Below are 12,868 nucleotides of genomic sequence, written 5' to 3' on the forward strand. Positions count from 1 at the left end.
CACAGAGTCCGTTGCGATCAACCGCAATTGTACGCGGTTCTTTCGCTACAATGAGAATACGCTCGGCACACAAGGAGACTCTCATGACTGGAAAAGCGCTGCAACCGATCCCGTTCCCCCACAAGCCCTTTCTGTTGCAACCGCCGCGCGCCGATCAACCCGCGACGCTCGACGCGCCCGCAATCGAGGTGCTGACCGATTTTTCCCGGACACCGCCGGTGGTCGCCACCCCGGAAGAGTCGGTGGTAGACGCCGAGCAGCGGATGATCCGCCGTGGCGTGCGTTCCGTACTGGTCCTCAACGCAGAGGGACGAATCGTCGGCATTCTCACCGCTGCCGATATCTTGGGCGAAAAGCCACTGCGTTTCGCGCAAGACAACAATCTGGCCCCCACGGAGGTTCGTGTCGGGGATATCATGACCCCGATCGAGAAGATGGATGCGCTGACCTTCGAGCAGGTCAGCCGCGCAACCGTCGCCGATATCGTCGCGACGCTCCAAGCCTTGGGACGCCAACATACGCTGGTCGTCGAAAACCGTGACGGCGAATGGGTGATTCGCGGCATCTTCTCCTCGACCCAAATCGCGCGCCAGCTCGGTACTGAAGTGCCGATCCTGGTAAAAGCCCGCACTTTTGCCGAAATCGAAGCCGAATTGAAGTGATCCGCTCGCTCCTGCTCTTGGCGCTGCTCTTTTTGGGGAGCGGGTACGGGCTGGCGACCCTTCCGGCAAACGAGACGCTCTTTCGCGTCCTCAACGAGGGCGCGGCGGGGCTACCCGCTTCCCTCTGGACAACGCTCACCAATCTGGGTGCGACGAGCGTCGCGGTGGCGCTGCTCGTTGCCGTCACCCCGTGGACGATGCGGCCGTTGTGGCTCGCAGCACTTGCAGCTTTTCCCACGACGCTCGTCGTCCACGGCCTCAAAAAAGCAGTTGCAGCTCCCCGCCCCGCCGCAGTGCTTGATCCCCACCAGATCGTCTGGTTCGACCTGCTTCCCAAAAGCGGCGCGTTTCCGTCCGGTCATACCGCAACCGCAGTTGTCCTGGGTGGCGCGCTCCTTTGCGGGTTAGTCGTGCGTCGTGATCGGTTCGCAAGCCGACAACGCACTCTGCCCCCCGCACGGATATGGCTCGTCGGCGCTGGGGTCGTGTTCCTGGTTTCCGCGATCGCGTTTTCGCGGATCGCCGTTGGCGCCCACTGGCCCAGTGACGTGATCGGCGGGCTCGGCGCGGGGCTCTTTGGCTTGACCGTTGCCGCTTTTCTGATTCGCCGTTTTCCCGAACCATCCCCACAAACGACCCGATTTTTGCTCGTCGGAGGGCTTGCGACGGCTGCCTACGCCCCTTTCGACCACGCAATTTATCCCAGCGGCGCCGCGCTCGTCTGGGTGGTTGCGCTCGCGGCGTGGGTCGGCGCCATACGGCGTTTGGGGGGGCAGTAGTGGGCCGAGCAGTTCGCATGATGGTCGCGATCGCCGTCACCGTCGGGTTGGCGGCGTGGTTCTTCCACCAGTACCACCACGCGGTCACCACCGCGCCTTGGCAGCAGTGGAACCTGCGCGATTTCGCTGGTCCTGCGCTTCTCATCGTCGCAAGCCACCTGCTGCGTGCGGCGCGCCTCCATGCGGAACTGCGCGCGCTCTCATTTGCTGCCTGTTGGCGACTGCTTGCGTACCATACCTTCTGGGTCAATATCCTGCCGATGCGCAGCGGCGAGATGGCGCTGCCGTTGCTCCTGGCGCGACACCACCAGGTTCCACTCGTTCGCGCCACCGCAACCCTTTTGTGGCTGCGCGTGCAGGATCTGATGGTGCTCATCCTCCTGGCAGCGATTCTCTGGCCTGAACTCCCCTTGTTCGTCCGTTTGGGTATCGTCGCACTCCTCGTTGTAGCCCTCCTGCTTCTGCCCTTTTGGCTGGCGCTCGTGGAACGGTTGCGTTGGCCGTGGCTTGAACGCTTCATCGCCGCGCTGCGCATCGCGATTATCCATTCCCACCCTGTCTGGCATTGGACGATTGCCAACTGGTGTGTCAAAATCGCGGCGGTCGGGTGGCTCCTCGCTGCACTGCTGCCACTCGACGGTTTCGCAGCGTTGGGTGGCGCATTGGCCGGAGAACTCGCGGCGATTCAACCCGTTCAAGGCATTGCCGGATTTGGTCCTTATGAGGCGGCAGTGGCTGCGCTGTGCCAAACGTTTTATGCGATCCCCCTCGCTTCTGGCGTCGTGGCGGGGTTTGCCGCACACCTGCTGCTGTTGGCCGTGAGTACACTCATGGCGTTTTTGGCTTGGATCGGAAACCAATGAATTTGCCCGAACACCGTCTGTCGATCGTGGTCCCGTTCTACAACGAAGAAGAGAACATCGCGCCGTTGGTGGCGCGGGTGCATGAAGCCTTAGCCAACTACCCCTATCCGTGGGAGCTGATCTTGGTCGACGACGGTTCGACCGACCACACGTTGGAACGCATCGTCGAAGCGCAACAACACTACGGCGGCCACGTCCGACTGGTTGCGTTGCAACGCAATTTCAAACAGACCGCAGCGATGCAAGCCGGGATCGACGCAGCGCGCGGCGACGTGATCGTCACGATGGATGGCGATTTGCAAAACGACCCGGCGGATATCCCCAGGCTTGTCACCCGCTTGCTCACTGAAGACTTGGATCTCGTCTCCGGTTGGCGCAAAGCGCGCAAAGACGACTTTCTGCTGCGCACCTTCCCCTCGCGCCTGGCCAATGCGCTGATCGGGCGAATTACCGGTGTGAAGTTGCACGATTATGGATGCAGTCTCAAAGCGTACCGGGCTAGTGTCCTGAAAAATGTCACACTCTATGGCGAAATGCACCGCTTCATCCCGGCGTGGATGGCCACGGTCACGCACCCGCGTCGCATCGCAGAAGAAGTGGTGACACACCATCCCAGGCGTTTCGGTCAATCGAAATATGGACTGTCGCGCACGTTTCGCGTGATTCTCGATCTGTTGTTCGTCTATTTCTTCATGCGCTTTCGCACCCGACCCGGCCACTTTTTCGGGGGCATCGGCATTGCGGTGGCCGCCCTGGGCGGCTTGATCTTGGCCTATCTTTTTGGCGTCAAACTCTTTTTGGGAGAATCGATCGGCGGGCGCCCCCTACTGCTTGCCGGTTTTTTCCTGGTTTTGAGCGGCGTGCAGTTCCTCACCACCGGGGTGCTTGCCGAGATGCTGACGCGGGTCTATCACGAATCGGGACGACGAACGCAGTACCAGGTGCGTACGATCACCCCCACGGATGCCGAAGCGGGGTGGCATAAGCCCGCGCAGTCCGAACCGAAAACGAACGATCCCGCACACGGAGTCGCATCCGTATGAACGGACGGATTGGGTTTTGCCCCGAACCGGTGGCAACGTCGCTGCGCGTCCGTAGCGTCTGGGCGCTCTTGCTGCTCTCCCTGGTCGTTGGTTTCGTCTTTTTTGCCCATTTGGGGGGGTACCCGCTCTTCGATGTAGACGAAGGGGCATTCGCGGAAGCCACGCGCGAAATGCTCGCCAGTGGTGACTACGGCTTTCCCATGCTCGACGGCGCCCCACGTTTCGACAAACCCATCCTCATCTACTGGTTGCAAGCAGCAGCGATGGCGCTTTTTGGTGTCGATACGTGGAGCGCGCGCTTGCCTTCCGCTGTCGCCGCGGTACTTTGGGTCTTCGCGACCTGGCATTTTGCCCGGCATCGCTTCGGCGCACGCCCTGCGCTCCTAGCCGCAACCATTCTGGCCACCGCAATCGGCCCGTGGGCGATCGGTCGTGCAGCGACTGCCGATGCGTGGTTGAACCTTTGGCTCGCGCTCGCTGCGTTCGACGCTTGGCGCCACATCGAGTCGCACCGCCGCGCCCCGCTGATTCGTGCCTATTTGTGGATGGCGCTTGGCTTTCTCACCAAGGGCCCCGTTGCGGTGCTCGTTCCTGGAGCGGCAGTACTCCTTTATTGCACGGCGCAACGCGAATGGCGCAGATTTTGGACGATGCTGCGCGACCCCATCGGTTGGCTGGTGTTCCTTGCGGTCGCCCTTCCCTGGTACGGTTACGCGTTGTGGCGTGAAGGGTGGGCGTTCGTCGAAGGATTTTTCCTCAAGCACAACGTGCAGCGTTTTGCCGACACCTTGGAACGACACGGCGGCGATTGGTGGTATTTCCTTGCGGTCACACCGCTTCTCCTCGCACCGTGGACCTTCCTGCTCGTTCCCGCCCTCACCCGGATATGGGCCGACCGCACCGTGGCGCTACGCCGTTTTCTCTGGTTCTGGGCGGTTTTCGTCGTGATCTTCTTTTCGTTGGCCCAGACGAAACTGCCCCACTACGCCCTCTACGGCATCACGCCGCTCGCCCTTTTGCTCGCCAATCACCAGGACCATGCCCGTGGGAAATGGTTGGCGACCGTCCCCGTGCTTGCGGCACTCATCGTCGTGATCACCGCAACCCTTCCTGCGCTGCTGGTCGAAGTGGCGCAACGCTCGGATCGGCTCTCCCCCTTCCACCAAGCGCTTGCCGCCAGCGCTTTGGAAGCGTGGCCCGTTGAAGCGTACCTCGCTGCGGGTGCGGTACTTCTGCTCATCGTTGCGTTTTGGCGTTGCCAAGCACTGCTCAGCTCGGAGATCAGCGCTCTCCTGAGTGCCGCGGTGGTGTGTCTCTGGTTGGCGTTCCGTCTGTTACCCTGGGCCGGGGAGGTGCTACAAGGCCCCATTCAACGCGCGGCGGTTGCCGCGCAGGGGAAAGCGGTGGTCAATGTCGGGCTTCGGGCACCGAGTTTCAGCTTTTACCGTCAAGCGATCACGCCGAAACGTCCGCCCGAACCGGGTGAGTGGTTCGTGACTCGGATCGATCGACTGCCTGAATTCCCTTATACGCTTCGTTACGAAGCACGTGGCGTCGTGCTGGGAGAACGAACACCATGAACCTGCGGCCGTTGCGTTTCACCCTGACGTTCGTTGCGATCGCGGCAGTCACGACACTTACCCTGCTGTGGATCGCGCCGCCCCCACATGCCGATGGGGAAGCCACCCCCCCGTGGCACGCTCAACAAAGCGGTGGGTATTGGGAAATCATGGGATGGACGCTGGGCGCCACCACGCCCGAACAGGTCGCGAAACGGCTCGGCAGCGACGTCCAGTGGGCAATTCTGCGTCGACCGGGGCAAGCCGTCGTACTCGAGGGCTGGGTACCCGACTTCGCCGTCCATGGGCTAACGGGAAAATTGCTGCTGCAATTCGAACTGCCGGAACCGTTGCAGGCGCTCGCCGAAGCCGAAGGACGGGGCGCCGAAATCACGGCAAGCGGCAACCTGCGACGCGAATTCGACCCCTTGCACCAGAGCGACCCCCGCTGGCGACAGGCAACACGGTTGCAACTGCTCACCTTCCTACCGAGTGTCCGCATCGATGCCGCTACCCTCGAAGCACGCTTCGCTGCGCTGGGGACAACGCCACGCCGCTGGCAAGACGAAACGCAAGCGACGCACTGGCTCTATGCGCTTTCCTGCGCCGCACCTTGTACGCCCTTGGGCGTCCATATTGCATTACCGGCTGAAAACGGTCGCCCGGTGATCGAGTACGCGCTCCTCGAACGGTTCGCTGCGCTCCTCCCTTCTTGATTTTCCCGCCTTTTTCGTTATAATGCGCTGCTTTCCCAACTAACGATTAGGAATCGACTCTCATGGTGGTGATTCGTCTTGCCCGTGGCGGCGCGAAAAAGCGCCCGTTCTATAGCGTCGTCGTTACCGACTCGCGCAATCGGCGTGACGGTCGTTTCATCGAGCGTGTCGGCTTCTACAACCCCGTGGCCTCTGGCAACGAAAAGCCGCTGTCGCTCAATCTGGAACGCGTCGATTATTGGGTAAGCAAAGGGGCGCAGCTTTCTGACGCCGTTGCGCGCTTGGTGAAGCAAGTCCGCCGCGCTGGCTAACCCGTTTTCGTATCGCTGCAATGAGCGAGGTCATCGTACTCGGACGACTTACCTCGCCCTTTGCGATCAAAGGCTGGTTCAAACTCCACCCTTTCGGCGACGACCCCGAATCGTGGCAGGCAATGCCACAGTGGTGGGTGTCGCCGGAGAGCGGCGCGCCACTCGATGCGTGGCAGCAACTGACCTTAGAAGCGCTAACCCCACATGGAAAAGGGTGGATCGTCAAATTTCAGGAAATCTCCGACCGCACTGCTGCGGAAGCGTACCGTGGCTGGTACGTCGGGGCGCCGCGTTCCGCACTGCCCGAACCCGAAGCCGACGAATTTTACTGGGGCGATCTCGTCGGCTGTAGGGTCGAAACTCCAAAGGGCGAGGTGTTGGGCGTGGTGATAGAGCTCATTTCGGCCGGTGCGCACGATGTCTTGGTCGTGCGCAATGACAAGAAAACGCACCTCATCCCGTTCGTCCGCGCCTATGTCCCCACGGTGGATCTCAACGAGCGGCGAATCGTAGCCGATTGGTCCCCCGAATGGTGATCTGACCCGTTCGTGCGTTGCGACATCGTCACCCTTTTCCCCGAAATGTTTGCCGCGCTCACCGAGTACGGTGTGACGGGACGCGCCGCGAAAAGGGGGCGTTATACGCTCGTCTTCCACAATCCTCGCGACCACACCCCGCTCCCCCATCGTCAGGTAGACGATCGCCCCTACGGCGGGGGACCCGGCATGGTCATGCGGCCCGAACCTCTCACCGCGGCGATCCGCGCAGCGAAAACCGCCCAACATGCTGAGCTGGGTTTCACCGGCCCGGTGATCTATCTTTCACCCCAAGGCAAACGCTTCACCCAAGCCGATGCCCACCGGCTTGCGCAGTACCCGGCGTTCACGCTGTTGTGTGGACGTTACGAAGGGATCGATCAGCGCGTGATCGACCTCGAGGTCGACGAAGAGCTGTCGCTGGGTGATTTCGTCTTGAGCGGTGGCGAACTCGCGGCGATGGTGGTACTCGACGCCACGATTCGGTTGCTTCCCGGTGTTTTGGGTGATGCCGAATCGGCCCGTCGCGACTCGTTCCAGGCGGGCTTACTCGACCATCCCCACTATACGCGCCCGGAAACCTTCGAAGGGTTACGTGTGCCCTCGGTACTGCTTTCAGGCAATCACACTGCGATACAAAAATGGCGGCAGGCGCAAGCGATGGAACGCACTGCGCGCTGCCGCCCCGATCTTTTGGACGATCGCAAAGACGCATTCAACCCTTGATTTCGATCCGTTTCGGCTTCACCGCTTCACTCTTGCCGATCCGTACTTCGAGCACCCCGTCTTTGAACTGCGCGGAGATCTGATCCGGATCGGCATCTTCGGGCAACGTGAAGCTGCGAACGAACCGACCATAGACCCGCTCGACGCGGTGATATTTCTTGTCTTTCTCTTCTTTCTCTTGTTTGCGTTCGCCACTGATCGAAAGCACTCCATTTTCCAACGTCACATGGACGTCGTCTTTCGACAGTCCTGGCAAATCGGCTTTGATCAGATAGCCGTTTTCGTTCTCCTCGATATCGACGAGCGGCGCCCAGTCAGCCATCCGCATCGCTTCCTGCCCTTCGCTGCTCGGCACGAGCGAACGGCTCATCAACGCCGCCAGTCGATTTTGCAGTTCTTCCAGTTCCCGAAACGGATTCCATGGCATGATGCGCGTGGTCATGGTGACACCTCCTTTCGTTGCTTTCCCAATCCTGGACTTTTATTTAGGTGCACGCTTCTGCTTTTCAAGAGGTCGAAGCAAGGAATGCACCCGCTTTTCTTTTTGTTTCACTTTGGTACAATTCCGGCTTTTCACTGCACCACCAACCCTCGGGTTGCTCTGGGCACGAAGTCGAAAGGAGCCAATCATGAACCTGTTGGAACAACTCGAACGCGAAGAGATCGAACGCCTCACTCAGGGTAAGACCATCCCCAACTTTCGCGCGGGGGATACGGTGAGTGTCGCAACGCGCGTCGTCGAAGGGAACCGTACACGGATTCAGAACTTCGAAGGCGTCGTGATCGCCAAACGCAATCGCGGGCTCAACTCGTCGTTCATCGTCCGCAAAATCTCTTCCGGCGTCGGGGTCGAGCGCACCTTCCAACTCTATTCCCCGCTCATCGAGTCGATCACAGTAGTGCGCCGCGGTGACGTGCGCCGCGCCAAGCTCTACTACCTGCGCAACCGCTCCGGGAAGTCGGCGCGTATCAAAGAGTTGGTTGGCGCCAAAGCGCAGAAAGCCTCGCGCGCCATCTAACCCGTTTTTCTCGATCCCGCAAAAAGCCCGCGAATGGTTCGCGGGCTTTTTTACGATTCCTTCAACGTTGTTCGATCCGCCACCACAAGGCGATTGCCAAGAACGCAAAGAAGAGGAGCGGCAGCAGCGCGGAAACGAACGGCGAAACCCCCCAAACGGCAACGATTCGGTCGCTCAGTTGCGTGAGCAGGAAAAACGCCACGCCCAACATCGTCCCGGCAAAGACCCGCCACCCCAACTGCACCGTTCTGCCGTGCCCCATCACGAAAGGAACGGCAAGGGTGGCCATCACCACCAACAAGAGCGGCAACAAAACTTTACGCCAAAACGCTGCCTCGAACGGTTTGCTCTCTCCCCCGTTCTTTTGCAAAAATTGAATGTAGCGGTAAAGGACGTCGAGCCTCATCCGCTGCGGTTCGACCCAGAGCACTGCCAGGGTTTCCGGCGTGAGCTCACTACGCCAGAAGTGATCCCGGAGCGTTTCCTGACGGACTGCGTCATCCTGAAAGGTACGCCGCTCGACCTCGGGAAAGTACCATCCCTCTTGCGCTGCATCGTAAATCCCTTCAGGCGCATGATCGATCGCCTGCAACCGCGGTTTATCGCCCGGTTCGAGCCGATACCACCAGACATCGCCAATCGTTTGCGCGTCGCGCACGGCACCGATGTGCACGAAACGGTCCCCATCGCGGACCCACAAACCGCGTCGCGGCGAACGCTGCGCCGCATCGACGCCGATCCCCTCATCCCATTGCCGCGCCAGCCGTTCGGTCACCGGTACAACCCATTCGGCCAGCGCCATCGTCGCCGCGGCGACCGCCAGCGCGGCAATCGCAACCAGCCGCCACAATCGATAGGGGGACAACCCCACGGTGCGCAACACCGCCAATTCCGAATGACGCGCCAGTTGCGCCAATGCGACCAACGTTCCTACCAACAACGCAACCGGTGCCATTTCGACCCATCGCCCGGGTTGCAACAACAGCGCGTACCCCAATACCCGAAAAACCGTCCATCCGGGTTGTCCCAAGCGATCCAGTGCGTCCAGAAAATCGAAAAAGAGCAACAAGCCGCCAAAAACCGCGCCGACCAAAAGGGTTCCGCGCAGAATGTTCCCGACCAGCCAACGCGATACCAGGTGGTTGCACATCATCGCGTCCGCCTCATGCGCCAGAGATAAACAAGCACCAGCAGCGCAAAAAAGAGCAGGTGTGGTGCCCAGAACCCCACGGCAAAGGACGTTCGACCCCGAACGACGTACGCCTGAGCGAGCGACAACAGATTGACATAGGCGAAGAACACGAGGAGCGCAACGAAGAGCGTCACACCCCGCACCGTACGCGGTTCTGCCTCGGCAAGGGGTAACGCGAACACCATCAGCATTACCGCGGCAAATGGTAAGCCGAAACGCTGCACCAACTCACCTGCCGCCGCCCGGTGCCCCTCGTGCGCCATCTGCCACAGGGACGCGGTCGCGACGGCACGGACACGCTGCACCTCGGAAACCGGTTTGGGCGGTGTCACCCAAAGCGCCTGTTCGCGAAATTCGATCACCCGAAAGGCCAAAGGAGACGCCCCCTCCTCATACCGCGCTCCCGACGCCAAAACCACCCATTTGCCATCGTCGCGATTTTCGACGCGCGCACCATCGGCAACGACGATCATTTGTCGCCCCGCTTGCCACTGGCGCATGAAAAAGAGGCCTACGGTCTCCTCGCCGCGCGGAGCGACGAATAGGACCCGGTGCCCGTCCTTCGACTCGCGAAAAATCCCGGGGGCAACAGTCTGCGTCTCGTCTCGTGCTTGTGCCGCAGCTTTCAAACGATCCTTCTGCTGCTCGGCAAAGGGCACCAACCACGTCGTCAAGAGCGCGAGTCCAAGCGCCAAGACCATTCCCAACCCCAACACCGGCACCGCCAACCACCAACGCGACACCCCCAACGCGCGCCAAACGGTCCATTCGCTGTCTCGCACCCAACGCTGCATCACAAGCAGGGTCGCGGCAAACGCACTGAGCGTCACAATGAGCGGCAGCTTCTCACTGATGGCCCACGGCAAATACGGCAGATAGAGATCAGACGGGAGGTCGCCGGCGGCAACCGTACCCAACAGACGCACCATCGAAACCGCGGTCAAGATCAATGTGAGCGCCACCGCGATGAGTAGCGCCGTGCGGCCGATCTCAGCTAGAATGGAACGGTCGAAAACCTTCATAGAAACACAGGGAGCAGTAAACTTATGAAATTTACCATATCGGATCTCCCCTTCGAAAAGATTGCGGCAACGACGCTCGTCGTACCGCTCTTTACCGACGAAACCGATCCCAATCGGGAACGGCTCGACAAAGTGACGAAAGGCAAATTCGGTCGCTTGTGGGCGCAAGAGGTCGACCGCGACGTCGTTGGGCAAATCTTCCGCTACACCGATCTTCCTGGCCTTGCGGCTTCACGCCTTCTGGTAGTTTCCCTCGGGGAACGGGGCAAATTCACCGCGCAAAAATGGGCCAAAGCAGCACAAGCCGTCGCGACGGCGCTCGCCAACGGCCCGATCGGCTCGGCTGCGCATCTTTTAGCAAGCGTCGACCTGCCGCAGATGCCGCTCGCGCAACGGCTGCGCCTCCTCACCTACTGGTTCCGTCAGGCACAGTACCGCTACGATGCCACGCTGGGCGAAAACAGTGCGAAGGCAAAATCGCCCAAAGGCGCGGACCGCATCGAACACCTGATCCCGGAAGCCGCAACGGACGCTCTTTACCGCGCGGTTGCCGAAGGGGACGCGATTGCCGAAGGGGCGCTCCTCACCCGCCAACTCGGTGACCTACCCGCAAACGTCTGCACCCCCGAATACCTCGCGGAAACCGCCGAAAACCTGGCCAAAGCGCACGATCTGAAATGCCACGTGCTCGACAAAAAAGAGGCGGAAAAACTGGGCATGGGCGCCTTTTTGGCGGTTGCGGCCGGAGCCAAGCGTCCGCCGAAGCTCATCGTGCTCGAATACCGGGGTAGCGGCGTGAAGAAAGCGGAACGCAAACCGATCGCGCTCGTGGGCAAAGGGATCACCTTCGACACCGGCGGGATCTGCCTCAAACCCGCGGCGCAAATGGATGAGATGAAATACGACATGTGTGGTGCAGCAACGGTATTGGGGACGATGAAAGCGATCGCGCTCATGGCGCTGCCGCTTGACGTCGTCGCCGTGATCCCTGCCACCGAAAACATGCCAGGCGGAACGGCAACGCGTCCGGGTGACGTCGTCACCACCCTTTCTGGGAAAACGGTCGAGATCCTCAACACCGACGCCGAAGGACGGCTGATCCTCTGCGACGCACTCACCTATGTGCAACAGCGCTACCGCCCGAGCAAAGTGGTCGATATCGCGACGCTCACCGGCGCGATCATCATCGCACTGGGTAAAGTCGCAACAGGCCTCATGGGCAACGACGACACGCTCCTTGCCGAACTCAAAGCCGCTGGCGACGAAGCGTTCGATCGCGCCTGGCCGCTTCCGCTCTGGGACGATTACCAGGAGCTCCTGAAGAGCCGTTTTGCCGACATCCCCAACATCTCGAGCGGGCGCGACGCGGGTTCGATCACCGCAGCGGCATTCCTCTCCCGCTTCATCGAACCGGGCACCCCGTGGGCCCACCTCGACATCGCCGGAACCGCATGGCTTAGCGGCGAACAGAAAGGAGCAACGGGCCGCCCGGTGCCGCTGCTGACCCACTGGTTGCTGAAAGAAGCCGAACGCGCCCATGCGGCGCACGCCGAAACGGACCAACCGGCCGATTGACCCGCGACGATGGTGTGCCGCGTCCGCTTCTTTCCCGATCAAAGCCATCCGCTGGATACCGCGGTGCGCCTCATTGAGCGCGCCTATCGCAGTGGCCGCCAGGTTGCGGTTCGTCTCGAAGACGAACCACAACTGGCGGCGCTCAGCAAAACTTTGTGGGAATCCCGTCCGGGGTTTTTTCTGCCCAACGTCCGGGTGAGTGACCCCATTGCCGCAGAAACCCCGATCGTTTTGCTGCTTGCCGAAGAGACCGTTCCCACGCCACGCCCCGTTTGGGTGAACTTGGCGCGCGCCGCGTTTGCGTCGCTCCCGGACTGCGAATGGCTTTTCGAAATCGTCGGAACCAGTGAAGCGGACAAAGCGCCCGCGCGTGAACGCTACCGATACTACCGCGCTTTGGGTTGCGCGGTCGATGTTGCCCGAGGAACGCCATGATGGTTCGCCCCCCTTTTGCCGATGACGACCGACCCGCATGGGCGTCTTCCTTGCGTTCAACCCCAAGCACCGCTACGCTTACCTCGCCGGAAATCCCGCCGGTACCGCTCGACGCGTTGCCGGTGTTGACCGAAAAAGCGGAGTTCGCGCCTTCCCAAACCGTGCAAGCGCCTTCCGGTGCGCCCCCCACGCCAGAAACAGCCACAGCCACACCGACGTCACCCGGAGCGTCTGCCCCAGCCATGAACGCTCCAGCCCTCACCACAGAAGAGGATGACGAAGCGTTTGCGCGTTGGGTTGCCGAACGCACCGCAGCGCTCGTGCACGAAGAACTGACGGCGCTCACCGAACGGGTCCTTGCGCGGCTCGAATGGGAGCTCAAGCAAAAACGGCGCGGGCGCAACCGGCTATAATTCGCCTTTTACCGACG

Annotated in this window: 16 protein-coding genes; 13 read left to right on the forward strand and 3 right to left on the reverse strand. The window is 61.0% G+C overall.

Going from position 1 to position 12,868, the window contains the following annotated elements:
* Positions 1–83: 83 nt before the first annotated feature.
* From ACYQ4Z_RS05690 to trmD, 9 genes are all read left to right on the forward strand, one after another.
* Complete coding sequence (locus tag ACYQ4Z_RS05690) at positions 84–662, forward strand: CBS domain-containing protein (RefSeq protein WP_219971756.1); 579 nt, start codon at positions 84–86, stop codon at positions 660–662.
* Positions 659–1,441: a phosphatase PAP2 family protein gene (locus ACYQ4Z_RS05695; RefSeq protein WP_170141297.1), complete on the forward strand. Its 783-nt coding sequence runs from the start codon at positions 659–661 to the stop codon at positions 1,439–1,441. The genes ACYQ4Z_RS05690 and ACYQ4Z_RS05695 overlap by 4 nt, the downstream gene beginning before the upstream one ends.
* A 17-nt stretch (positions 1,442–1,458) precedes the next feature.
* Positions 1,459–2,304 carry a lysylphosphatidylglycerol synthase domain-containing protein gene (locus ACYQ4Z_RS05700; protein ID WP_459860315.1) on the forward strand — a complete coding sequence of 282 codons (846 nt, stop codon included), beginning with the start codon at positions 1,459–1,461 and terminating at the stop codon, positions 2,302–2,304.
* On the forward strand, positions 2,301–3,347 hold the full coding sequence (locus ACYQ4Z_RS05705; protein WP_459860316.1) for a glycosyltransferase family 2 protein: 1,047 nt from the start codon (positions 2,301–2,303) through the stop codon (positions 3,345–3,347). The genes ACYQ4Z_RS05700 and ACYQ4Z_RS05705 overlap by 4 nt, the downstream gene beginning before the upstream one ends.
* On the forward strand, positions 3,344–4,927 hold the full coding sequence (locus ACYQ4Z_RS05710; protein WP_459860317.1) for an ArnT family glycosyltransferase: 1,584 nt from the start codon (positions 3,344–3,346) through the stop codon (positions 4,925–4,927). The genes ACYQ4Z_RS05705 and ACYQ4Z_RS05710 overlap by 4 nt, the downstream gene beginning before the upstream one ends.
* Positions 4,924–5,622 (forward strand): hypothetical protein, encoded by a 699-nt coding sequence (locus ACYQ4Z_RS05715; protein ID WP_119335335.1) that lies wholly within the window; start codon positions 4,924–4,926, stop codon positions 5,620–5,622. Before ACYQ4Z_RS05710 ends, ACYQ4Z_RS05715 begins: the two co-directional genes overlap by 4 nt.
* A gap of 62 nt (positions 5,623–5,684) precedes the next feature.
* On the forward strand, positions 5,685–5,933 hold the full coding sequence (gene rpsP / locus ACYQ4Z_RS05720) for a 30S ribosomal protein S16 (RefSeq protein ID WP_119335336.1): 249 nt from the start codon (positions 5,685–5,687) through the stop codon (positions 5,931–5,933).
* Positions 5,934–5,953: 20 nt separating this feature from the next.
* Positions 5,954–6,469 (forward strand): ribosome maturation factor RimM, encoded by a 516-nt coding sequence (gene rimM / locus ACYQ4Z_RS05725; RefSeq protein WP_217125546.1) that lies wholly within the window; start codon positions 5,954–5,956, stop codon positions 6,467–6,469.
* 12 nt (positions 6,470–6,481) lie between these two features.
* On the forward strand, positions 6,482–7,195 hold the full coding sequence (trmD, locus tag ACYQ4Z_RS05730; protein ID WP_219971763.1) for a tRNA (guanosine(37)-N1)-methyltransferase TrmD: 714 nt from the start codon (positions 6,482–6,484) through the stop codon (positions 7,193–7,195).
* Here the strand turns inward: trmD and ACYQ4Z_RS05735 are convergent.
* Entirely contained in the window at positions 7,185–7,637 is a 453-nt protein-coding gene (locus ACYQ4Z_RS05735; protein ID WP_438438062.1) for an Hsp20/alpha crystallin family protein, read from the reverse strand. The genes trmD and ACYQ4Z_RS05735 overlap by 11 nt on opposite strands.
* A gap of 187 nt (positions 7,638–7,824) precedes the next feature.
* Here ACYQ4Z_RS05735 and rplS point away from each other — a divergent pair, with 187 nt between their 5' ends.
* Positions 7,825–8,214 (forward strand): 50S ribosomal protein L19, encoded by a 390-nt coding sequence (gene rplS, locus ACYQ4Z_RS05740; RefSeq protein ID WP_119335339.1) that lies wholly within the window; start codon positions 7,825–7,827, stop codon positions 8,212–8,214.
* A gap of 61 nt (positions 8,215–8,275) precedes the next feature.
* Here rplS and lptG read toward each other — a convergent pair whose 3' ends face one another.
* Both lptG and lptF read right to left on the reverse strand, forming a co-directional pair.
* A complete protein-coding gene (lptG, locus tag ACYQ4Z_RS05745; protein ID WP_219971764.1) occupies positions 8,276–9,367 on the reverse strand; it encodes an LPS export ABC transporter permease LptG in 1,092 nt (363 codons plus the stop codon).
* Entirely contained in the window at positions 9,364–10,428 is a 1,065-nt protein-coding gene (gene lptF, locus ACYQ4Z_RS05750) for an LPS export ABC transporter permease LptF (RefSeq protein WP_219971765.1), read from the reverse strand. The genes lptG and lptF overlap by 4 nt, the downstream gene beginning before the upstream one ends.
* Positions 10,429–10,452: 24 nt before the next feature.
* Here lptF and ACYQ4Z_RS05755 point away from each other — a divergent pair, with 24 nt between their 5' ends.
* From ACYQ4Z_RS05755 to ACYQ4Z_RS05765, 3 genes are read left to right on the forward strand one after another with little or no spacing between them, the layout of a single operon-like run.
* Positions 10,453–12,003, forward strand: coding sequence for a leucyl aminopeptidase (locus ACYQ4Z_RS05755; protein WP_219971766.1), 1,551 nt, complete (start codon positions 10,453–10,455; stop codon positions 12,001–12,003).
* A 9-nt stretch (positions 12,004–12,012) separates the two neighbouring features.
* Positions 12,013–12,438: a DNA polymerase III subunit chi gene (locus ACYQ4Z_RS05760; protein ID WP_219971767.1), complete on the forward strand. Its 426-nt coding sequence runs from the start codon at positions 12,013–12,015 to the stop codon at positions 12,436–12,438.
* Complete coding sequence (locus ACYQ4Z_RS05765; RefSeq protein ID WP_145981800.1) at positions 12,435–12,851, forward strand: hypothetical protein; 417 nt, start codon at positions 12,435–12,437, stop codon at positions 12,849–12,851. The genes ACYQ4Z_RS05760 and ACYQ4Z_RS05765 overlap by 4 nt, the downstream gene beginning before the upstream one ends.
* The last annotated feature ends 17 nt before the right edge of the window (positions 12,852–12,868 follow it).

This window comes from Hydrogenophilus hirschii (genome assembly GCF_054656675.1).

What these genes read in the sequence shown, in the direction of transcription:
- ACYQ4Z_RS05690 (WP_219971756.1), top strand. Translation starts at nt 84, where the DNA reads ATGACTGGAAAAGCGCTGCAACCGATCCCGTTCCCCCACAAGCCCTTT.
- ACYQ4Z_RS05700 (WP_459860315.1), top strand. Translation starts at nt 1,459, where the DNA reads ATGATGGTCGCGATCGCCGTCACCGTCGGGTTGGCGGCGTGGTTCTTC.
- ACYQ4Z_RS05705 (WP_459860316.1), top strand. Translation starts at nt 2,301, where the DNA reads ATGAATTTGCCCGAACACCGTCTGTCGATCGTGGTCCCGTTCTACAAC.
- ACYQ4Z_RS05710 (WP_459860317.1), top strand. Translation starts at nt 3,344, where the DNA reads ATGAACGGACGGATTGGGTTTTGCCCCGAACCGGTGGCAACGTCGCTG.
- ACYQ4Z_RS05715 (WP_119335335.1), top strand. Translation starts at nt 4,924, where the DNA reads ATGAACCTGCGGCCGTTGCGTTTCACCCTGACGTTCGTTGCGATCGCG.
- rpsP (WP_119335336.1), top strand. Translation starts at nt 5,685, where the DNA reads ATGGTGGTGATTCGTCTTGCCCGTGGCGGCGCGAAAAAGCGCCCGTTC.
- rimM (WP_217125546.1), top strand. Translation starts at nt 5,954, where the DNA reads ATGAGCGAGGTCATCGTACTCGGACGACTTACCTCGCCCTTTGCGATC.
- ACYQ4Z_RS05735 (WP_438438062.1), bottom strand. Translation starts at nt 7,637, where the DNA reads ATGACCACGCGCATCATGCCATGGAATCCGTTTCGGGAACTGGAAGAA.
- rplS (WP_119335339.1), top strand. Translation starts at nt 7,825, where the DNA reads ATGAACCTGTTGGAACAACTCGAACGCGAAGAGATCGAACGCCTCACT.
- lptG (WP_219971764.1), bottom strand. Translation starts at nt 9,367, where the DNA reads ATGATGTGCAACCACCTGGTATCGCGTTGGCTGGTCGGGAACATTCTG.
- lptF (WP_219971765.1), bottom strand. Translation starts at nt 10,428, where the DNA reads ATGAAGGTTTTCGACCGTTCCATTCTAGCTGAGATCGGCCGCACGGCG.
- ACYQ4Z_RS05755 (WP_219971766.1), top strand. Translation starts at nt 10,453, where the DNA reads ATGAAATTTACCATATCGGATCTCCCCTTCGAAAAGATTGCGGCAACG.
- ACYQ4Z_RS05760 (WP_219971767.1), top strand. Translation starts at nt 12,013, where the DNA reads ATGGTGTGCCGCGTCCGCTTCTTTCCCGATCAAAGCCATCCGCTGGAT.
- ACYQ4Z_RS05765 (WP_145981800.1), top strand. Translation starts at nt 12,435, where the DNA reads ATGATGGTTCGCCCCCCTTTTGCCGATGACGACCGACCCGCATGGGCG.